The organism is Gordonia abscondita (assembly GCF_032711245.1).
GTDB lineage: Bacteria > Actinomycetota > Actinomycetes > Mycobacteriales > Mycobacteriaceae > Gordonia.
This window is the reverse complement of the sequence record NZ_CP128986.1, coordinates 211,830-231,952: the sequence shown is the minus strand read 5'-3', so window position 1 is coordinate 231,952 and position 20,123 is coordinate 211,830. Positions and strand designations below refer to the sequence as shown.

General features: G+C 65.0%; 17 protein-coding genes. 9 read left to right on the top strand and 8 right to left on the bottom strand.

The genetic code is table 11. From position 1 onward, the window contains the following. Positions 1-14 precede the first annotated feature (14 nt). The 4 genes from MP11Mi_RS01060 to MP11Mi_RS01045 form a co-directional block, all read right to left on the bottom strand. The gene (locus MP11Mi_RS01060) at positions 15-1,151 is read right to left on the bottom strand and encodes an Mrp/NBP35 family ATP-binding protein (protein WP_420040479.1); all 1,137 of its coding nucleotides are present in this window, start codon (positions 1,149-1,151) and stop codon (positions 15-17) included. Positions 1,152-1,236: 85 nt separating this feature from the next. Next, positions 1,237-2,325: a lytic transglycosylase domain-containing protein gene (locus MP11Mi_RS01055; protein ID WP_420712821.1), complete on the bottom strand. Its 1,089-nt coding sequence runs from the start codon at positions 2,323-2,325 to the stop codon at positions 1,237-1,239. Positions 2,326-2,428: 103 nt separating this feature from the next. Beyond that, a complete protein-coding gene (locus MP11Mi_RS01050) occupies positions 2,429-2,947 on the bottom strand; it encodes a DUF1003 domain-containing protein (protein WP_420040478.1) in 519 nt (172 codons plus the stop codon). Then, positions 2,944-4,224: a magnesium transporter MgtE N-terminal domain-containing protein gene (locus MP11Mi_RS01045; protein WP_420040477.1), complete on the bottom strand. Its 1,281-nt coding sequence runs from the start codon at positions 4,222-4,224 to the stop codon at positions 2,944-2,946. Before MP11Mi_RS01045 ends, MP11Mi_RS01050 begins: the two co-directional genes overlap by 4 nt. 66 nt (positions 4,225-4,290) lie before the next feature. Here MP11Mi_RS01045 and MP11Mi_RS01040 point away from each other — a divergent pair, with 66 nt between their 5' ends. From MP11Mi_RS01040 to MP11Mi_RS01015, 6 genes are all read left to right on the top strand, one after another. Further along, complete coding sequence (locus MP11Mi_RS01040; protein ID WP_420040476.1) at positions 4,291-4,770, top strand: YflT domain-containing protein; 480 nt, start codon at positions 4,291-4,293, stop codon at positions 4,768-4,770. A 135-nt stretch (positions 4,771-4,905) separates the two neighbouring features. Beyond that, positions 4,906-6,384, top strand: coding sequence for an extracellular solute-binding protein (locus MP11Mi_RS01035; RefSeq protein WP_420040475.1), 1,479 nt, complete (start codon positions 4,906-4,908; stop codon positions 6,382-6,384). Further along, on the top strand, positions 6,381-7,763 hold the full coding sequence (locus tag MP11Mi_RS01030; protein WP_420040474.1) for a carbohydrate ABC transporter permease: 1,383 nt from the start codon (positions 6,381-6,383) through the stop codon (positions 7,761-7,763). Before MP11Mi_RS01035 ends, MP11Mi_RS01030 begins: the two co-directional genes overlap by 4 nt. A 7-nt stretch (positions 7,764-7,770) precedes the next feature. Further along, positions 7,771-8,601: a carbohydrate ABC transporter permease gene (locus tag MP11Mi_RS01025; protein ID WP_420040473.1), complete on the top strand. Its 831-nt coding sequence runs from the start codon at positions 7,771-7,773 to the stop codon at positions 8,599-8,601. 3 nt (positions 8,602-8,604) lie between these two features. Beyond that, the gene (locus MP11Mi_RS01020; protein WP_420040472.1) at positions 8,605-9,774 is read left to right on the top strand and encodes an ABC transporter ATP-binding protein; all 1,170 of its coding nucleotides are present in this window, start codon (positions 8,605-8,607) and stop codon (positions 9,772-9,774) included. 81 nt (positions 9,775-9,855) lie between these two features. Beyond that, positions 9,856-10,446, top strand: coding sequence for a suppressor of fused domain protein (locus MP11Mi_RS01015; RefSeq protein WP_420040471.1), 591 nt, complete (start codon positions 9,856-9,858; stop codon positions 10,444-10,446). Positions 10,447-10,476: 30 nt separating this feature from the next. Here MP11Mi_RS01015 and MP11Mi_RS01010 read toward each other — a convergent pair whose 3' ends face one another. Continuing rightward, on the bottom strand, positions 10,477-11,607 hold the full coding sequence (locus tag MP11Mi_RS01010) for a magnesium and cobalt transport protein CorA (protein ID WP_420040470.1): 1,131 nt from the start codon (positions 11,605-11,607) through the stop codon (positions 10,477-10,479). Positions 11,608-11,661: 54 nt separating this feature from the next. Here MP11Mi_RS01010 and MP11Mi_RS01005 point away from each other — a divergent pair, with 54 nt between their 5' ends. Both MP11Mi_RS01005 and MP11Mi_RS01000 read left to right on the top strand, forming a co-directional pair. Further along, positions 11,662-12,279 (top strand): MarC family protein, encoded by a 618-nt coding sequence (locus MP11Mi_RS01005; protein WP_420040469.1) that lies wholly within the window; start codon positions 11,662-11,664, stop codon positions 12,277-12,279. Positions 12,280-12,307: 28 nt separating this feature from the next. Then, a complete protein-coding gene (locus tag MP11Mi_RS01000) occupies positions 12,308-13,171 on the top strand; it encodes a glycine betaine ABC transporter substrate-binding protein (protein ID WP_420040468.1) in 864 nt (287 codons plus the stop codon). 33 nt (positions 13,172-13,204) lie between these two features. Here MP11Mi_RS01000 and MP11Mi_RS00995 read toward each other — a convergent pair whose 3' ends face one another. Together MP11Mi_RS00995 and MP11Mi_RS00990 are read right to left on the bottom strand one after the other, a co-directional pair. Beyond that, positions 13,205-14,038, bottom strand: coding sequence for an SDR family NAD(P)-dependent oxidoreductase (locus MP11Mi_RS00995; RefSeq protein ID WP_420040467.1), 834 nt, complete (start codon positions 14,036-14,038; stop codon positions 13,205-13,207). Positions 14,039-14,091: 53 nt separating this feature from the next. After that, positions 14,092-15,606, bottom strand: a complete 1,515-nt coding sequence (locus MP11Mi_RS00990; protein WP_420040466.1) for a flavin-containing monooxygenase — start codon at positions 15,604-15,606, stop codon at positions 14,092-14,094. A 78-nt stretch (positions 15,607-15,684) separates the two neighbouring features. Between MP11Mi_RS00990 and MP11Mi_RS00985 the strand changes: the two genes are divergently transcribed. Further along, positions 15,685-16,284, top strand: a complete 600-nt coding sequence (locus tag MP11Mi_RS00985) for a TetR/AcrR family transcriptional regulator (protein WP_420040465.1) — start codon at positions 15,685-15,687, stop codon at positions 16,282-16,284. A gap of 95 nt (positions 16,285-16,379) precedes the next feature. Here MP11Mi_RS00985 and MP11Mi_RS00980 read toward each other — a convergent pair whose 3' ends face one another. Continuing rightward, positions 16,380-20,108 carry a multifunctional oxoglutarate decarboxylase/oxoglutarate dehydrogenase thiamine pyrophosphate-binding subunit/dihydrolipoyllysine-residue succinyltransferase subunit gene (locus MP11Mi_RS00980; RefSeq protein ID WP_420040464.1) on the bottom strand — a complete coding sequence of 1,243 codons (3,729 nt, stop codon included), beginning with the start codon at positions 20,106-20,108 and terminating at the stop codon, positions 16,380-16,382. Positions 20,109-20,123: the final 15 nt, after the last annotated feature.

The window sequence follows — 20,123 nt, the reverse complement described above, 5'->3', positions numbered from 1 at the left end:
CGGCGAAATCGGGGTCAGTCGTGGCGGGTGGTATCGATTCCCAGGCTCATGCCCGCGAGGCCACGTCGGCGGACGGCGAGCTTGTCGGCGACGGCACGGAGCGCCGAACCGGACGCGGAGTCGGGGTGGGACAGCACGACCGGGGTGCCGTCGTCGCCGCCTTCGCGGAGCTGCTGTTCGAGGGGCACCTGACCGAGGAGTTCGACGGGGGCTCCGACCGCACGGGTGAGGCGTTCGGCGACCAGTTCGCCTCCGCCGGAACCGAACGGCTCCATGCGTGAGCCGTCGGGCAATTCCATCCACGACATGTTTTCGACGACGCCAAGGATCTTCTGACGCGTCTGCAGTGCGATCGCGCCTGCGCGTTCGGCCACCTCTGCGGCCGCCTGTTGCGGGGTGGTGACGACGAGGATCTCGGCGCCCGGAATCAACTGGGCGATCGAGATCGCGACATCGCCGGTCCCCGGCGGAAGATCGAGGAGCAGGACGTCCAGGTCGCCCCAGTAGACGTCGGCGAGGAACTGCTGAAGGGCACGGTGCAGCATCGGGCCACGCCAGGTGACCGGAGTATTGCCATCGGTGAACTGCCCGATCGAAATGAACCTCACGCCGTGGCTCTGCGGAGGCATGATCATCGACTCGACCTGTGTCGGCTTGGCGTCGCTACCGAGCATCCGGGGGACGCTGTGACCGTAGATGTCGGCGTCCAGCACCCCGACCGACAGTCCGCGGGCGGCGAGTGCCGTCGCCAGGTTGACGGTGACGCTCGACTTTCCGACGCCACCCTTGCCGGACGCGATCGCGTACACGCGAGTCAGGTTGCCGGGCTTGGAGAACGGGATCTCAGGTTCGGCGCGGTCGCCACGCAGCTTCTTGCGGAGTTCAGTACGCTGCTCGTCGTCCATCACGTCGAGTTCGACCCGGACCGCCCCGACCCCGGGCACGTCCGACACGGCAGTGGACACGCGTTCGGAGATCTCGGTTCGAAGCGGACAACCCGACGTCGTCAGATAGATGCCGACATCGATGCTCCCGTCGTCGGCGATCGCCACCGACTTCACCATTCCGAGGTCGGTGATCGGCTTGCCGATCTCAGGATCGGCGACCTTGCTGAGCGCCGAGCGGACTGCGGATTCGGTGGGAGTACTCACGCGCCCAGTCTAGTCAGTACTCAGGCACCTTCGAGTTCAGCCTCGCCTCACTCGACGTACCGCACGAATCCGACCGGAGCTTCGGCTACGGGATGGCGGGCGGAGGTGGCAGACAGATCGGGCCGAGGCACTGTGGTTTCGGGCTGGGCTTCGGCTTGTCCTTGCTGGAGGACGGCGGCGTTGACGGCTTGCTCGGCTTCGTGGACTTGTCGCCACTCTTCCCGTCGTCCTTCTTCTTGCCGTCGTTCTTCTTCTCGTCCTTCTTGTCTTTCTTCTTCTCGTCGTCCTTAGGCGGTGTCGTCATCTCCGGGATCGGCGTCGTCGGCATCACGCCTGCCGCGTACGCGGCTGCCCAACCGAGCACGTTGTTCGCGTAGGCGACGGAATGGTTGTAGCGCATCACGGCGCCAACCTTGTTGGACGCCGACATGATGTCGACGACGCCTGAGCACAGGTAGCGGCCGGCGGAATAGGTCGCGTCGAAGACGTTGTCCGGGTCCGCCTTGTCGTCGCCGTTCGCGTCCGAGCCCCAGCTTGCCCAGGTGCTCGGGATGAACTGCATAGGGCCCATTGCGCGGTCGTGACCGCGGTCGCCGTCGAGGTCTCCGCCGTCAGAGTCGGTGATCACTGCGTTGCCTGCCAGCGACCCGTCGAGCACCGGCCCGCGGATGCCAGTGAGTGTGTTGCCGTAACGGTCGACGTTGCCGTTCCCCGCGTGACCGGATTCGATGCGGCCGATGCCAGCCAACAGATACCACGGGAGCTTGCACTGCGGGGTTTCCGCTGCGACGCGGGTCGCGGCCAGCTTGTACGCCTTCAGCATGATTCCGGGGATGCCGAGCGGGCCGGACGGCAGGTTGGCGGCGATCCGGAACTGTGCCGCCGAATCGGCAATTTCGCCTGCGGCATCGGAGGGGGGAGTGAAACCAGTCAGCTGTCCGCCCTGCGACGGCACGATCTGGGTGACGTCGTCGATTGCGGTGATTTCCGAATCGTTCGACGCCAGCAGGGACGGGCCGATGTTGATCGGACCTTGGGCAGACGGAAGTGAGGTAGACCCAGCGGTCATTCCGCCGAGCAGCACGGCTCCGACGGCGATCGTGCCGACGCCCACGGCTACGCCCCGTCGTGGCACATGTACCCGGTTTGGGCTGTGCCGGAAACTCATCCCCATATTCGCGAACTCCAGTCGAGTGTCATTCGCGCGGTCTTCTGGCGAACAGCTGTCACCATCCACCCCCGCGGTTGTGAGCAAGCATACAGGGCGACCAACGCTGTTACGTACCGGATTCGTCCGATCGCTCAGCCGGAGGCTCGTCTCGGAGCTTCGCGGCGACGCGCTCGGCGATGTCTTCGACGGCGTCCTCCAATTCGCGGCGCAGATAGTCACGGGTCACGGTGTCGCCCACCGCGAGTCGGACCGCGGCCAGCTCACGCGCGAGGAATTCGGTGTCGTCCTTGGTCTGTGCGGCGCGACGGCGATCCTCGTCTAGTGAGATCCGGTCGCGGTTCTCCTGTCGATTCTGCGCCAGCAGGATCAGCGGCGCCGCGTACGCGGCCTGTGTCGAGAACGCCAGGTTGAGCAGGATGAACGGGTACGGATCCCACTCGAACGCGAAGACGCCGATGTTGAGGAAGATCCAGATGATCACGATGATCGTCTGGATCGCGAGGTACCGTCCGGTGCCGAGGAAACGGGCGACGCGTTCGCTGTAAACGCCGACGACGTCCGAGTCGAGGTTCAGCCGGAGACGTCGCCGGGTGTCGGCCGGAGTATCGAGGTGGCGGGGGCTCATCGGATGTGGCCTTCGAGATCGTTCTCGCGCCAGTCTCGGGGCAGCAGTGCGTCCAAGAGGTCGTCCACCTGGACGGCGCCGAGTAGGTGCGACGTGTCGTCGACGACGGGCGCGCTCACTAGGTTGTAGGTGGCGAAGAACCGGCTCATCGTCTCCAGGGAGTCGTCAGGGTGCAGTCGCGGCATCTCCGCATCGAGAATACCGCCGATGAGGTCGGCAGGCGGTTCGCGCAGCAGTCGTTGGATGTGTACGGCGCCGAGGAATTTGCCCGTCGGAGTATTCGTCGGCGGTCGGACGACGAAGATCATGCTGGCGGCCGCCGAGTTGATGTCGGGGTTGCGGATGCGGGCGAGTGCCTCGGAGACCGTCGCCGTCGCGGTGAGGATCAGCGGTTCGGGCGTCATCACGCCACCCGCGGTGTCGGGGGAGTGCAGGAGCAACCGGCGGACCGACTCGGACTCTTCAGGATCCATTCGCGCCAGCAGCGCTTCGGCTTCCGACGCCGGGAGTTCAGCGACGAGGTCGGCGACGTCGTCGGGATCCATCGCTTCGAGGACGTCGCCCGCGCGTTCGGGTTTCAGGCTGGCGAGAACAGCGCTCTGGTCGTCGGTCGGCAACTCTTGAAGGATGTCGGCCAGCCGCTCGTCCTCGAGGGCCGCAGCGATCTCGTTGCGTCGCTTAGCCGGAAGTTCGCGCAGCGCGTTGGCTACGTCGGCGGGACGCATCGCCTCGAACTGGGCGAGTGCACGTTCGACACCTTGTCCGACCCGGGCCAGCTCGAGGCGACTCATGCCGACAACGTGGCGCCACTCGATGATCAGCGTCTCGCCGCGACGTCGGAGGGCCTTACGGGTGGCGCGGACGGCGACGCGGGTGACCATCCAGTCACGGTTGCGGTTGCGTTCGATCGCAAGGTCGACGACGGTCAGGTCGATGCCGTGCAACTCCGGATAGTCGGGGTCGTCGGTGCGGACCATGCTGTCGAGGACTTGGCCGATGGCGAGCGCTTCGTTCGGGCGGACGCTGAGCTTGCGTAGATTCACGTGACCAGTCGTCAGTGTTACAGCGTCGGGCTCGATGCTCGTGACCCGCAGCATCGGCACGAAGATTCGCCGTCGAGTCGTCAACTCGACCGCGAGGCCGAGAGCGCGCGGCTGTTGGCCGGGCAGGTGCATCGAGATGACGACGTCGCGTACACGGCCGATCGATTCACCGTCCGGACCGAGGACTGCGAGGCCGACTAGTCTGGCCACAAAGACCTTCTGGGCAGGCGTCATGTCTACAAGCCTAGGAGACACAGCGTAGAAGTGAACGTCCGGAACGTTTGTGACAGGAGTTAAGCGATGACCAACCCGATGCGACAGACGCCCGGACTGCCGACGCAGCCGAAGGGGTGGCCGGTCGGGTCGTACGACACGTACGAGCAGGCGCAACGTGCCGTCGACCACCTCTCGGACAACCATTTCCATGTCGAGAATCTGACGATCGTCGGGGTAGACCTGATGCAGGTGGAGCGCGTACTAGGCCGTCTCACCTGGGGAAAGGTGATCGGTGGCGGGATCGTGTCGGGTGCATGGCTTGGCCTGTTCCTCGGCGCATTGATCAGCTTCTTCTCGTCAGACAATCCGTGGGTGCCGATCGTGTACGGCGTCATCGCCGGCATGGTCTTCGGGCTGATCTCGGCGGCGATCCCGTACGCGGCGAGTCGCGGCCAACGAGACTTCACGTCGTCGATGCAGTTGGTCGCAGGACGTTACGACGTGCTGTGCGATCCGAAGACGGCGGAGCAGGCCCGCGACATGCTCGCCCGCCTCGCGATCTAGAACACGACCGCTCAACACTCGTGAGTGGCCCGGACTCAGACGCACGGGATGTGCGGTGTGTCACTCGGGTGTGCGATACCCTACTCGCACATCGGCTTTCAAAGCCGATTTGCGACGGTAGGAGGCTTGGCGGGTATGCGACCAGAGGATTCCTCCGGCGACGGGATCGGTGCTAGCCCACCGCGCCGACGCCGGTTGTGGACGAAATTGGCGATTGCGGGGGTTGCGGCTGCGGTAACGGTTCCCATGCTCACGGCGTGCGGTTCCGACTACGAGCGGGGCACCCTCAACATGTACGCCGCTGCCGACGGTTTCGACTATATCGACGAAGTCGCGCAGCGATGCAGCGCCGACTCGAACGGCGAGTACGCCATCTCGATGCACATGCTGCCGAAGGAAGCCGACATGCAGCGGCTCCAATTGGCGCGACGACTCGCAGGCAACGACTCGGGTCTGGACCTGATGGCGATGGACGTCGTGTGGACCGCCGAATTCGCGGATGCGGGCTGGGCGGTGCGTGTCCCGGACGACATCGCCGAGAAGACCAGGCAGGCATCGCTCTCGGGTCCGGTGGAGACCGTCGAATGGAAACGCGACGACGACACCGCGAAGAGCCTGTACGCGATCCCGCTGTGGGCTAACACCCAGATGCTTTGGTACCGGCCCGATCTCATGAAGGAGACCATCGACACGGCGAAGGCTCCGACCACGTGGCAAGGCATGCTCGACGACGCAGCGAAGATTAAGGACGCGGGCGGTCCGGCCGCGATCCTGCTGCAAGCCAAGCAGTACGAGGGGCTGATGGTGTGGTTTAACTCGCTCCTGCAGTCGGCGGGCGGGCAAGTGCTCGACCCGAACGATCCGACGAAGGTCACGCTGACCGATACGCCGGAGCACCGCGCCGCGACAGTCGAGGCGTTGACGGTCATGCGTCAGGTCGCGACCGCGCCGGGTGCTGACCCGTCGATCTCCAACTCCGACGAGGGCACCGCCCGAACTGACATGGAGGCGGGCAACGGTGCGTTCGAGATCAACTGGCCGTTCGTCTTCGCAGGGATCAAAGAGAACGGTGCGGCGGGCGAAGCCAAAATCATGGGCGATTCGCTGACTGGTTTCAAGGACATCATCGACGCGACCGCTGACAATCCGACCGACCCGCGCATCGCGAAGGTCAACGACGCGACCCGCAAGAAGTTGAACTTCGCCGCCTACCCCGGCATCACCGACGGCAAGACTGCGAAGTCGACGCCGGGCGGATTCAACCTTGCTGTCGCGTCGACGTCCAAGCAGCAGGATCTGGCGTTCAAGGCGGCATCCTGCCTCACCGATGAACAGGCGCAGAAAGTGTATGCGGTGCGTGGCGGAACGCCTCCGACGATCGCTTCGCTGTACGACGACGCCGATTTTCAGCTCGCATATCCGATGTACGAGATCATCCGTCGCCAACTCGACGAGGGCGCGTCACCGCGTCCGGCTACGCCGCGATACCAAGACATGTCGACGGCGATCACCGCGACGCTCAGCCCGGTGGGTCAGTGGAACCCCGAACGCAAGGCCGATGAGCTGGGGAAGGTCGCACAGAGTGCTATCGACGGGGAGGGGATCGTCCCGTGACCAGTGACGACAACGATCAGCCGAGCAATTCCGGCGGCCTCACGCCGCACGGTGAAGGCCCGGACATGAGTCCGGGCCGCCACGCGCGGCCCGAGGACCGCACGCCAGAGCGGGCCGTCGAACAGACCGGTCCCATCCCCACCGTCCACTCGGACGTGTGGGTGGCCCCGGGCTCGGAGCCGACGCGACCGACTGCGACGCCGCCGGAGACGCGGACCGTCGTTCCGGAACCTCGGCAGGTGCCCGAATCCCCGCAGGCGCCGGAGCCGCGAACCGGGTCGGAGCAGGCCCGGCCCGAACCTCCGCAGCAGGCTCCGGCGCCCGGCGTGCGGCCCGTCGCGGGCGCCGCGCGCAACCCGGCCCAAGAGCGACGACCCGCACCTGCGCGAGCAGGGTCGGCGATGGCCATGTCGGACATCCTGGAAGTCGAACGTCCCGCACCGGCGACGTCGCAGACAAGCACCGGGGGGAAGGCGCCCGGAGGTAAGAAGAGTGGGTCAACTGGACGTAAGTCGTCCGAACGCCGGCTCGCCTTCCTGCTCGCGGGTCCGGCAGCGCTGGTGATGCTCGTCGTCACCGGATATCCGATCCTCTACTCGATCTGGTTGTCGTTCACGGACGAGAACCTCCGCGAACCAGGTTCGGGAAGTTTCGTTGGATTCAGTAACTACGGGACGGTCCTGGGTAGCGGTTACTGGTGGACGGCCCTCTGGGTGACGCTCTACATAACAGTGATCTCGGTGATCATCGAACTCGTCATCGGTATGGCGATCGCGTTGGTCATGCACCGCGCGATGTTCGGCAGAGGTCTAGTGCGCACCGTCGTGCTGATCCCGTACGGCATCGTGACCGTCGCCGCCGCGATCTCGTGGAAGTACGCGTGGACGCCGGGTACCGGTTATCTTGTCAATCTGTTGCCGGACGGGTCGACTCCGTTGACCAGTCAGATGCCCGCGCTGTCGGTGATCATTCTCGCCGAAGTGTGGAAGACGACGCCGTTCATGGCGCTGCTGCTGCTGGCCGGACTGGCACTGGTGCCCGACGACCTGCTCAAGGCCGCGCAGATGGACGGTGCGGGCGCGTGGACGCGGCTGGTCAGAGTGATCTTGCCGTTAATGAAGCCGGCGATCCTCGTCGCGCTGCTGTTCCGCACGCTCGACGCGTTCCGTGTGTTCGACAACATCTACGTCCTAACGTCGGGCAACCACGACACGGGATCGGTGTCGATGCTCGGCTACAACAACCTGTTCAAAGCGTTCAACCTCGGCACCGGGTCGGCGATCAGTGTCTTGATCTTCCTGTGCGTCGCGGTGATCGCGATCGTGTTCATCAAGGGATTCGGCGCCTCGGCGCCCGGTTCCGACGACGAGGGGAGGTAGCGGGAGAATGAATGCTCTCAATCGTCGCCGCGCCGGATGGCTGATCGCGAACACCTTGGTGGTGCTGTACGCGATCATTCCGTTGTGGTGGATCATCAGTCTGTCGTTCAAGAGTCCGGGCACCGTCACTGACGGCAATTTCATCCCGAACTCGTGGACGCTCGAGAACTACCGGAGCATCTTCGACACCGGGTTCTTCACGTCCGGTCTCATCAACTCGATCGGCATCGGCCTCATCTCGACGATCATCGCCGTCGTGCTCGGCACGATGGCCGCATACGCCATCGCGCGTCTGGACTTCCCCGGCAAAAAGGTGCTCGTGGGCGCAGCCCTCCTGATCGCGATGTTCCCGCAGATCTCGCTCGTCACCCCGCTGTTCAACATCGAGCGGAGCATCGGTCTGTTCGACACGTGGCCCGGCCTGATCATTCCGTACGTGGCGTTCGCGCTGCCGTTGGCGATCTACATCCTGTCGGCGTTCTTCCGCGAGATCCCGTGGGAGCTCGAGAAGGCGGCGCAGATGGACGGTGCGTCGCCCGGGCAGGCGTTCCGTCGGGTGATCTTGCCGCTTGCTACGCCAGGCGTGGTGACCGCCGCGATCCTCGTGTTCGTGTTCGCCTGGAACGACCTGCTCCTGGCTCTGTCGCTGACATCGACCGAACGCGCGCAGACCGCGCCCGTCGCGATCGCCAACTTCACCGGTGTCAGTCAGTTCGAGGAGCCGACCGGTGCCATCGCGGCGGCGGCCGTCGTCATCACCATTCCGATCATCATCTTCGTGCTCTTCTTCCAACGCCGTATCGTGGCCGGTCTGACCTCCGGCGCCGTGAAGGGATAACCCATGGCCGACATCGTTCTGGACAACGTTTCCAAGCAGTACCCGGACGGCTCGACCGCCGTTCACGGCATCGACCTGCAGATCGCCGAAGGCGAGTTCATCATCTTGGTGGGGCCGTCGGGCTGCGGCAAGTCGACGACTCTCAACATGATCGCCGGTCTCGAGGACATCACGTCTGGCGAACTCCGTATCGGCGGCGATCGCGTCAACGAGATGGCACCGAAGGACCGTGACATCGCGATGGTCTTTCAGAGCTACGCGCTGTACCCGCATATGACGGTGCGCGAGAACATCGCGTTCCCGCTGACCCTGGCGAAGAAGCCGAAGGACGAGGTCGCTGCGAAGGTCGACGAGGCCGCCCGCATCCTCGACCTGGGCGAATACCTGGACCGCAAACCCGCGAACCTGTCCGGTGGACAGCGCCAGCGCGTTGCGATGGGCCGGGCGATCGTTCGCTCCCCTAAGGCGTTCCTGATGGACGAGCCGTTGTCCAACCTCGACGCGAAGCTCCGCGTACAGATGCGCACCGAGATCGCTAGCCTGCAGGCCCGGCTCGGCACGACCACCGTGTACGTCACCCACGACCAGACTGAGGCGATGACCCTCGGCGATCGCGTCGTCGTCATGCGCGCCGGTCACGTCCAGCAAGTCGGGGCGCCGCAGGAGTTGTACGACACCCCGGTCAACTTGTTCGTCGCCGGCTTCATCGGCTCGCCGTCGATGAACTTCATCCCGGGACATCTCACCGCCACCGGTGTCGACACCCCGATCGGGCACGTCGAATTCCCGGACTACGAGCAGGTGACCGGCCGTGCCCGGGAGGCGGGAAGCAACGGTGAGGTCCTGTTGGGGATCCGCCCGGAACATCTCGTCGACGCGGCGCTCACGCACCCCGCCGAGCTCGAACAGTTCCTCACTTTCGACATCGACGTCGACCTCGTCGAGTCGATGGGGTCGGACAAGTACGTGTACTTCACGCTCAGCGCGCCGGACACCGCGAACCAGATCCTCCATCAACTCGCCGAGGACATTGGTTCGACGACGGCAGGCGGCCAGAAGGTCGCACGTCTGACGCCGTACACCGACGTCCGACGCGGCGGAAAGCTGACACTCGCCCTGAACACAGCGCGTCTGCACGTATTTGACACGGCGAGCGGCACCGCCCTGCGCTGACCGGACCGGGTCCGACCCCATCGACAGGTGCGATCTGCACCGGTGCGGGCCCGGTCGTGGGCGTCGTGCTTGACTGGTCGGGTGAGTTCAACTTCGGGGTCGATCACCGACCGGGTGGTCAAGCATGTGGCGGGTGTCGTCGGCTCGGAGCCGCAGCGAGCGTCGGTGACGTTCCTCGGTGTGGAACCCGTCGATGTCCTGCGATTCGTCAATGGCGACGAATTGGTGTTCGCGACCGTGGGCTGTGCTCGCCACCCGATGCACGACCCCAACGACCTGGCGCCCGACCCGGTCCGCGGACCGCGCGCGGAAGCAGTCGTGCGTATGCGGGCGGTTGCGCCATTACCGGGACTGCACAAGGCGTTGGCGACGTTGGCCGCCGCGCCCGCGGTAGAAGGCCTCGTCCTGGCCGAAGACTCGCTCATCGACCTGCAGGAACCGCTGTGGGCGGGTGCGATCTGCTCGGCCTTCCTCCTGACGGCCGACACGGAGATCGCGGACCTGCCGCTCGACGACCCCGCCGAGCCGGTTCACTTCCTGCGTGCCGTTCCGATCACGGCTAACGAGGCCGCATGGGTGCGGCTGAAGGGCGCCGCCGCGCTGCGCGACGCCTGGGTCGAAGCAGGCGTCGATATCGCAGACCCGACGAGATCTGCCGTCACCCCGAGTTGACGGACACGACTTCCCCGCTCGACACGACGGTCAGAGCCAGTGGTTTCTGCGCAGGGTGCGCCACAGGGTGAAACAGACGCAGACCATGAGAACCAGCAGCACCGGGTAGCTGAAGGTCCAGTGCAGTTCGGGCATGTGATCGAAGTTCATTCCGTAGATGCCTGCGATCGCGGTCGGGACGGCGGCGATCGCGGCCCACGACGAGATCTTGCGCATGTCGGTGTTCTGCTGGATCGACACTTTCGTCGAAGCGGCGTTGAGTAACGTCGTCAGCCGCTCGTCGTATTCGGCGATCAGCTCTGTCGCCTGCGTGAGGTGATCGGCGACGTCGCGGAAGTGGCGGCGGATCTCCTTGCCGTCCGCCGACATGACTGGACTCTCGAAACGGATCGGCGACATGTCCAATGTCGACTTGTTGCCGGACAGCCGAGCCAACGGCATCACGAGCGGATAGACGGCACGCTGCAGTTCGAGGACTTCGCGTTTGAACAGATAGACGACGTCTATGTCGATGTCGTTGTGTTTTGTGGAGAACACGCGCTCCTCGATCTCGTCCACATCGGACTCCATATCGGAGACGACGGCCAGATAGCTGTCGACGACCCGGTCGGCGACGGCGTGCACGACGGTCGACGGTCCGAGCTTGAGATGGTCAGCCATGTGCTCGAGACGCTGCCGCACACCGGTGAGGTGGGTGTGGTCACCGTGTCGGACGGTGATCACGAAGTCACGACCCGCGAGCACCATGATCTCGCCGGTCTCGACGATGTCGTTGGCCACTTCGAGGGAGTCGTGGTCGACGTAGCTGATCGTCCGCAGCACGAGGAACATAGTGTCGTCGTACAGTTCGAGCTTCGGTCGCTGGTGCGCGTGCACCGCGTCCTCGACCATCAGCGGATGCAGCCCGAACGCGTCGGCGACGTCGTTCATCTGCCGTTCGTCCGGGTGGTGCAGCCCGAGCCAGACGAATCCCTCACCGCTCGTGCGGACTTGCGCAAGCGACTTTCGGAAGTCCTGCGTGCCTTTGCGGCGAACGCCGTCGACGTAGACGCCGCAGTCGACGACCGCGCGCGCCGACGGCACCGGAGGTGTCGGCGGGTCGACCTGAGGTCGTCCCGATCCACGGTTTCCCGGCTGCAACATGCGCGGAATGGAAGGCATTGTGCTGATGTTACCGACCTAGGTGCTCGATACGCTGCCGCTTACACTCGGGCAGTGCCGTTTGAACTCTCCGTCTATACCGCGACAGCGATCACGCTGATTGTCATCATGGATCCGCCCGGTCAGGTGCCGGTGTTTCTGTCCTTAGTGGGACGACGGTTGCCCGAGGACAGACGCCGAGCAGCTTGGCAGGCGCCTCTCGTGTCGCTGCTCGTCATCTCGCTGTTCGCGGTCGGTGGTCGCGCGATCTTGGCGTACCTGCACATCGGGATCCCGGCGCTGCAAGGCGCGGGTGGACTGCTGCTCCTGCTGGTGGCGCTGCAGCTATTGACCGGAGCAGGCGAAGCCCCAACAGCGAAGTCGACGGACGACGTGAACGTCGCGTTGGTTCCACTCGGTACGCCGCTGCTCGCGGGACCGGGGGCGATCGCCGCGGTGATCGTCGCAGTCAGCGAAGGTCACGGCGACGCGGGCGCATACACGGCGATCGCGGCGGCGATCGTGACCGCGCACGTCGTCGTCTGCCTTGCCCTCCTGTACTCGACGACGCTGATCCGCGTCCTCAAGGTCGGCGGTATCACGTTGCTCGCGAAGATCGCGGGTCTGCTGCTCGCCGCGATCGCCGTGCAACTGATTGCGACATCGGTCATCGGGTTCGCCGCGACTGCGTGACGGGCGGCGTCGACTACGGTTGCATCTGATGGGCATTCAACAACGAATCACGGCGGCAGTTGCGGCGGCCGTCATCGCCGCCGTCTCCCTGACGGCATGCGGCAATGACGACGACCCGGCTCTGACTGTCGGGCACGACGGATCAGCCGAGTCGCGGACGGCGGCGGCGATCTACGCTGGAGCGTTGGCGGGCACGGGCCTCAAGGTACAGCGGACTGACGATTCGGCGCCGCAGGACGAACTCCTCGATCGGGTCGCTTCGGGCGATTTGGGGCTGTACCCGTCGTTCACCGGCGACCTGCTCGTGCAGTTGACGCCCGCACCGACAGCGGTGACCGCCGACGATGTGCTCGCCGACGTCAACCGGTCGTTGCCGCAGAACGTGTCGGTCGGCGATCCGGCACTCGTGTCGGACCGGTGGCAGATCCTCGCGCCGCAGAAGGCGATCGAAGGCGCGGGTGTCGAATCGCTCGCCGACTGCGGCAAGTTTCCCACAGGTCTGCCGCTGGTCGTCACTAAGGCACCGCCGACCTCGGTCCTGGACGCGGTAGCCGTCTGCCATCACGGGCCCGTGAAGACGGTCGCGACCGCTGACGAACTCGTGTCCGCTGTCCGTGGCGGCGGTGTGCTCGGTCTGACGACAGCGCTCGACGCCGCGTCCGTGGAGGACTTGACCGACGTCCAGACCCTCAAGTCCGATGGTGCTCCGATCGCACAGCAACTCGTGCCGGTGTATGCGAGCGGGCACCTCGGCAAGCTTCAGCTCAAGGCTCTCAGTCGTGTCGCGGGTGACCTGACCACAGCGGACCTCGCGCAGATGGTGCGCGAGGTCCGTGAGGGGTCCGATCCGCGTGCGGTCGCCGGAGAATGGCTGTCGACACACGGGGCGTGACGAGGCCCAGCAACGAGGGCCTGCGACGTCGGCCTATTTGCTGATCTTGTTCATCGCCCAACCGGTGACGTGTGCGCTGATGCCCTGGTACTTCGATGCGACCAAGCGCACGGACAGGTCGAGGAGCTTCGCGTCGGCGCCGACGAGGACGCGGGCATGGTTGCGTTCGACTGCCTTGATGATGATCTCGGCTGCCTTCTCCGAGCTCGTGTTCGCCAAGTACTTGTCGAACAGCGCTGCGGTGGCCTTCTGATCGTGGTCGCCCGAGGTGGTCGCGTTACGAGCGATCGCCGTCTTGATGCCGCCGGGGTGCACACAGGTCACCTTGACCGGGTGCTTGGCGATGATCATCTCCTGGTTGAGAGCTTCGGTGAAGCCGCGGACCGCGAACTTCGCTGAGTTGTATGCGGCCTGCCCGGGCTCGGCGAGGATGCCAAACAGCGACGACGTGTTCACGATGTGGCCGTCGCCCGACGCGATGATGTACGGCAGGAACGCTTTGGTGCCATTGACGACGCCCCAATAGTCGACGTCCATCACACGCTCGATGTCCTTGAACTCGGTGTGCTCCACTTCGCCGTGGTGGGCGATCCCCGCGTTGTTGAAGATGGCGTTGACTGTGCCGTAGTGGGCGGCGACGGTGTCGGCGTATTCGAGGAACGCCTCCCGCTCGGCGACGTTCAGAATCTGCGAATGGACTTGCGCCCCAGTCTCCTTCACCAGACGTTCGGTCTCGGCGAGGCCATCGGGGTTCATGTCCGAGATAGCGAGCTTGGCGCCGCGCCGACCGAGTTGAACGGCTAGGTCGCGACCCATGCCCGATCCTGCGCCGGTGATGACGATGACCTTGTTGCGGAAGTCTTTCACGATTGTCCTTCTCTTCAAGTGTGGTGGGTTTCGGCGGGTGCTGTGCGTGAGGCTCAGGCGCCTGCGGCTGGGGTCAGGTCGCTGGACTCGAGGCGGGGCGTCACGTTGTACGCCGCCACGTCGAACTCGCGTGTCGCGTTGCGGAAGGTGAATGTGAAGCCCGGCCACAGCGAGGTGATCTTGCCGTTCGCATCCTTGTACCAGGAAGCGCAGCCCCCGGTCTGCCAGACGCTGTTGCGCAGCGTGTGCTGTAGATCGTCGTTGTACCGATTCTGCGCTTCGAGCTTGACCTCGGTGCGACCGATCTCGGCCTTGCGTGTCTTGCGGATGTAGTCGACGAGGTAGTTCAGCTGCGATTCGATCATGTACACCATCGACGTGTGGCCGAGGCCCGTCGACGGTCCGACCAGCAGCATCAGGTTCGGGAATCCGTGGACGAACGAGCCCTTGTACGCTTGCATGCCGTCGGCCGCCCAGACCTGTGAGAGGCTCTTGCCGCCGACGCCGCGGATCGACTCGAATGCGGGGGAGTCGGTGACATGGAAGCCGGTGGCGACCACGATCACGTCGACGTCGCGCGCAGTGCCGTCCTTGGTGACGATGCCGGTCTCGGTGACTTCGGCGATGCCGTCGGTCACGAGGTCGACGTTCGGCCGGTCGAGCGTCGGATACCATTCGTTCGACTTCAGGATGCGTTTACATCCGACGGCGAACGTCGGGGTCACAGCCTTACGGAGTTCCGGATTCCGGATGCCGCGGAAGATGTTGGCGCGGCAGAGCGCCTCGACGGGCTTGAGGGCCTTCGGCGCGAACGTCATGCCTGCGGCCACGCTCTCGTTCGCGGTGTAGATGGTGCCACGGATCAGGTTTTGCAGGCCGGGCACATTTTTGAACGCCCAGTTCTCCGCCTTGAGGTAGGGGCGTTCGTTGCGCGGGATGATCCACGGTGCGGTGCGCTGGTAGACGTCCATGTGGCCGACAGTCTTACCGAGTTCGGGCACCACCTGGATGGCCGACGCGCCAGTGCCGATGACGGCGACGCGCTTGCCCGCGAAGTCGTAGTCGGTGTCCCAGCGCGCGGTGTGGACGATGGTTCCGCCGAATCCGTCGATGCCCTTGATGTCGGGCAGGTTCGGCTCGCAGAGCGGGCCGATGCCGCCGACGACGATGCCGGTGCGGACGGTGACGGTCTTGCCCTCGCGCTCGGCCTGGACGGTCCAGCGGGCTTCGTCCTCGTTCCAGTCCACGCTGGTGACGTCTGTGCCGAACCATGTCCGGTCGGCGATGCGGTGCTCGTCGGCCACAGTATTGATGTAGCGGTGGATCTCCGGCTGGTGCGAGTACGACCGGCTCCAGTCGGGATTCTGCGCGAACGAGTACGAGTACAGGTGCGACGGCACGTCGCACGCGGCGCCGGGGTACACGTTGTCGCGCCATGTGCCGCCGAAGTCACTGCCGCGGTCGAGGACGAGGTAGTCGTCGTGCCCTGACTGAGCGAGCTTGATGGCCGCGCCTAGGCCGGAGAACCCGGCACCGATGATCACGATCTCTACATCATGCGTTGTCATAGTCTCCACGATAAGGCGTTGTTGAATGTGAGTCAATAGCCAATTGAACTAAGGTCAATAGTGGCTTAGGGTGGAGTGATGACGTCATCGAGAACGCGTATGAGCCCGGATGCGAGGCGCCGCCAGCTCATCGATCTCGGCGTCGCGATGGCGGGGGAGCGGCCACTGGAGTCGATCACCATCGAATCCGTCGCCGACGCGGCGGGCGTGTCGAAGGGACTGATCTTCCACTACTTCGAGTCGAAAGCCGACTTCCATCTGCAGGTGGTCCGTGAACAGGCGCAGATCATGCTCGAACGGACGTTGCCGCGCGAGGACATTACCGACGTCCTGGAGGTTCTGCGTTCGTCGGTCGCCGCATACGTCGACTACGTCGCCGAGAATGGGCGGGGCTTCATCGGCGTGATCCGCGGCGCAACGAGCGCGGACCCCGACATCCGCGACGTCGCCGACAGCACGCGCGCGGCCATGGCCGAACGTATCCTCAAACGGGCGCCCGAACTGGGTATTGACCGGACGCCGGCGATCGAGCTCGCCGTCGCGGGATGGATCGCATTCGTCGAAGAAACCCTCGTCCGCTGGCTCGCCGAACCCGCGATGACTCGCGACCAGTTGATTCAAATACTCGTCGCAGCGTTGCCGCTGCTCGCCGGTCTCGTGGGTGAGGTAGCCGACTAACGCAGCGGGCATCCGGCGCGGATGGAAACTCGCCTGGATGTGAAAGAGCCCGGGCTCTCCATCGCGGAGAACCCGGGCTCATCTCATGTGTCGGCTTACTCGAAAGCGGCGTCGACGATCTCCGCCTGCTCGACGGCGTGGACCTTGCTCATACCCGACGACGGCGCGGACATCGGGCGACGCGAGATGCGACGCAGTCCCCGCAGAGCGGGAACCAACTCAGGCAGCCACAGACCGAGGAACGGCCACGGCCCCTGGTTGGCGGGCTCCTCCTGGACCCACGCGAAGTCGGCTGCGTTCGGGTACCGCTCCATAGTGCGCGCCAGGCGATGGTGCGGGACGGGGTACAGCTGCTCGACGCGGACGATCGCGATATCGTCGCGGTTCTCCTTCTCGCGGTGCGCGGCCAACTCGTAGTACAGCTTGCCGCTGACCAGCAGGACTCGCTTGACCGCCGCGCGATCGGCGCCGCCCTTCGCGAAGTGCGGGTCGTCGATGACCGACTGGAACTTGCCCTCGGTGAATTCCTCGATCGGGGAGACTGCTGCCTTGTTTCGCAGCATCGACTTCGGCGTGAACACGACCAGCGGACGGCTGATGCCGTCGTGGACGTGGCGACGCAGCAGGTGGAAGTAACTGGCGGGGGTCGACGGCAGTGCGACGGTCATCGAGCCCTCGGCGCACAGCTGCAGGAAGCGCTCGATGCGGCCCGACGTGTGGTCGGGGCCCTGGCCTTCGTGGCCGTGCGGCAGTAGCAGGACGACGTCGCTGCGCTGGCCCCACTTGGCCTCGCCCGAACTGATGAACTCGTCGATGATCGACTGGGCGCCGTTGACGAAGTCGCCGAACTGCGCCTCCCACAGGACCAGAGCGTCCGGGTTCGCGACGGCGTAGCCGTACTCGAAGCCGAGCACCGCGTATTCCGACAGCGGCGAGTCGTACACGAGGAAACGGCCGGTCGCGTCCTCGCCCAAGTGGTTCAGCGGCGTGTACTCCGAGCCGTTGTCCCGATCGATGAGCACCGAGTGGCGCTGGGTGAACGTGCCGCGGCGCGAGTCCTGACCCGACAGGCGGACGGTGGTGCCCTCCTGGACGAGCGAACCGAACGCCATCAACTCGGCGAACGACCAGTCGACGTCGCCGGCTGTCGTCATCTCGTGACGGCGTTTGATGACGGGCTTGACGCGCTGATGGGCGGCGAAGCCCTCCGGCAGGTTGACGAAGGCGTCCCCGATCTCCTTCAGACGATCCTGCGGGACGGCGGTGACCAGCTTCGTGCGGAGCGTCTGCTCACCCTCGACGGACGGCGAAGCCTCCGGCGTGAACCGATCGAGCTCCTTGACTTCGACGAACACGCGCTCCAGCTGACCTTGGTAGTCGCGCAGCGCGTCCTCTGCCTCCTTGGTGGAGATGTCGCCACGGCCGATCAAAGCTTCGGTGTAGCTCTTACGGACGCTGCGGATGTTGTCGATAACGTCGTACATGGCCGGCTGGGTCATCGACGGGTCGTCGCCCTCATTGTGACCGCGGCGGCGGTAGCAGACGAGGTCGATGACGACATCGCGGTTGAACGCTTCGCGGTAGTCGACGGCGAGCTTCGCGGCCCACACACAGGCTTCCGGGTCGTCACCGTTGACGTGCAGAACGGGCGCACCGATCATCTTGGCGACATCGGTGCAGTACTGCGTCGACCGCGAGTACTCGGGTGCGGTGGTGAAGCCGACCTGGTTGTTGACGACGATGTGAATGGTGCCGCCGGTGCGGTAGCCGTGGAGCATCGACATGTTGAGCGTCTCGGCCACCACGCCCTGACCGGCGAAAGCGGCGTCGCCGTGCAGCATCAGCGGCAGGATCTTGAACTGTTGCGACTCGTCGAGTAGGTCCTGCTTGGCGCGGACGATACCTTCCAGAACCGGGTCGACGGCTTCGAGGTGGCTCGGGTTCGCGGTCAGCGACACGTTGATCTCGTTGTCGCCGAACATCTGGTAGTAGGTGCCCTCAGCGCCCAAGTGGTACTTGACGTCACCGGAGCCATGAGTCTGTGCCTGGCCGAGGTTGCCTTCGAACTCGGTGAAGATCTTCGAGTACGGCTTGCCGACGATGTTGGCGAGGACGTTGAGGCGGCCGCGGTGCGGCATGCCGATGACGACTTCCTGCACGTTGTGGTCGGCGGACCGGTCGATGACGGAGTCCATCATCGGGATGACGGTCTCGGCGCCCTCCAGCGAGAAACGCTTTTGACCGACGTACTTGGTGGCCAGGAACGTCTCGAAAGCCTCGGCCGCGTTGAGCTTGCTCAGAATGTACTTCTGCTCGGCGACCGGCGGCTTGACGTGCTTGATCTCGACACGTTCCTGCATCCAGCGCTGCTGCTCCGGATCGAGGATGTGCGTGTACTCGACGCCGATGTGGCGGCAGTACGCGTCGCGCAGTACCGACAGGACATCGCGCAGCTTCATCTTGTCCTGGCCGTGGAAGCCGCCGACGGTGAACGTGCGGTCGAGATCCCACAGAGTCAGGTTGTAGTTGAGGACGTCCAGGTCGGGGTGGGACGACCGGGCGTCGGAGTCCATCGCGAGCGGATCGGTGTCGGCCATGAGGTGGCCGCGGCTGCGGTAGGCGGCGATCAACTCGAGGACGCGCGTGTTCTTGTCGACGACGCCCGCGGGGAGGTCGCGTCGCCAGCGGATGGGCTCGTACGGGACGTGCATCGACGTGAAGATCTCGTCGTAGAACGCGTCGTCGAGCAGCAGATTGTGGATCGTGCGCAGGAAGTCGCCCGACTCCGCGCCCTGGATGATCCGGTGATCGTATGTCGAGGTCAGGGTCATCAGCTTGCCGATGCCCATCTCGGCGAGCTGCTGGTCGCTCGCGCCCTGGAATTCGGCCGGGTACTCCATCGCGCCCGCACCGATGATCGCGCCCTGGTTCGGCATCAGACGCGGCACCGAGTGCACGGTGCCGATGGTGCCCGGGTTAGTCAGCGAGATGGTGACGCCCGCGAAGTCGGCGGCGCCGAGCTTGCCGTCGCGCGCACGACGGACGATGTCCTCGTATGCGGCGACGAAGCCGGCGAAGTCGAGGGTGTCGCAGTTCTTGATCGCGGCGACGACGAGCGTGCGCTCGCCGTTCTTGCCCGGCAAGTCGATCGCCAGACCGAGGTTGGTGTGCGCAGGCGTGATGACGTTCGGCTTGCCGTCGACGACCCCGAAGTGTCGGTTCATGTTCGGGAACGCCTTGACCGCCTGGACGATCGCGTAGCCGAGAATGTGGGTGAAGCTGATCTTGCCGCCGCGCGTGCGGGCGAGATGATTGTTGACGACGATCCGGTTGTCGATCATCGCCTTCGCCGGGATCGCGCGCACGCTCGTCGCGGTCGGAATCTCCAGCGACGACGTCATGTTGCGGACGATCGCCGCGGAGGGGCCGCGTAGGACCTTTGCCTCGTCTTCGGCAGGTACGCTCTGCGACTTCGCGGCGGTAGTCGACCGACTAGTGCCGGAGGCGGCCTTCGTGGCCGCGGCTTCGGTCGTCGTCCGAGCCGAGGTCGGCGTCGGGGTCCGCGAGGGTTCGGCATCCAGCGTGACGGCCTGCTTGGGTGCGACGACCGGAGTGCCGGGTGCTGCGGTGGCCGGTGCCGCCGGTTTAGCTGCGGGAGCGGTCTGGGGTGAGGCCGGCGCGCTGCCGTTAGTCGGGCTGTAGTTCTTCAGTACTTCATGCCAGCTCGGATCCACAGAGGAGGGATCGGTCTTGAACCGCTGGTACATTTCCTCGACCAGCCATTCGTTCTGTCCGTAGTCGGACTCAGAAATCGAACTGCTCACAGCGTTGTCTCGCCT

Bases quoted from the DNA above. Each gene is read 5' to 3' on its own strand.
- MP11Mi_RS01055 (WP_420712821.1), bottom strand. From the start codon at position 2,325: ATGGGGATGAGTTTCCGGCACAGCCCAAACCGGGTACATGTGCCACGA.
- MP11Mi_RS01050 (WP_420040478.1), bottom strand. From the start codon at position 2,947: ATGAGCCCCCGCCACCTCGATACTCCGGCCGACACCCGGCGACGTCTC.
- MP11Mi_RS01045 (WP_420040477.1), bottom strand. From the start codon at position 4,224: ATGACGCCTGCCCAGAAGGTCTTTGTGGCCAGACTAGTCGGCCTCGCA.
- MP11Mi_RS01040 (WP_420040476.1), top strand. From the start codon at position 4,291: ATGACCAACCCGATGCGACAGACGCCCGGACTGCCGACGCAGCCGAAG.
- MP11Mi_RS01035 (WP_420040475.1), top strand. From the start codon at position 4,906: ATGCGACCAGAGGATTCCTCCGGCGACGGGATCGGTGCTAGCCCACCG.
- MP11Mi_RS01025 (WP_420040473.1), top strand. From the start codon at position 7,771: ATGAATGCTCTCAATCGTCGCCGCGCCGGATGGCTGATCGCGAACACC.
- MP11Mi_RS01020 (WP_420040472.1), top strand. From the start codon at position 8,605: ATGGCCGACATCGTTCTGGACAACGTTTCCAAGCAGTACCCGGACGGC.
- MP11Mi_RS01010 (WP_420040470.1), bottom strand. From the start codon at position 11,607: ATGCCTTCCATTCCGCGCATGTTGCAGCCGGGAAACCGTGGATCGGGA.
- MP11Mi_RS01000 (WP_420040468.1), top strand. From the start codon at position 12,308: ATGGGCATTCAACAACGAATCACGGCGGCAGTTGCGGCGGCCGTCATC.
- MP11Mi_RS00990 (WP_420040466.1), bottom strand. From the start codon at position 15,606: ATGACAACGCATGATGTAGAGATCGTGATCATCGGTGCCGGGTTCTCC.
- MP11Mi_RS00985 (WP_420040465.1), top strand. From the start codon at position 15,685: ATGACGTCATCGAGAACGCGTATGAGCCCGGATGCGAGGCGCCGCCAG.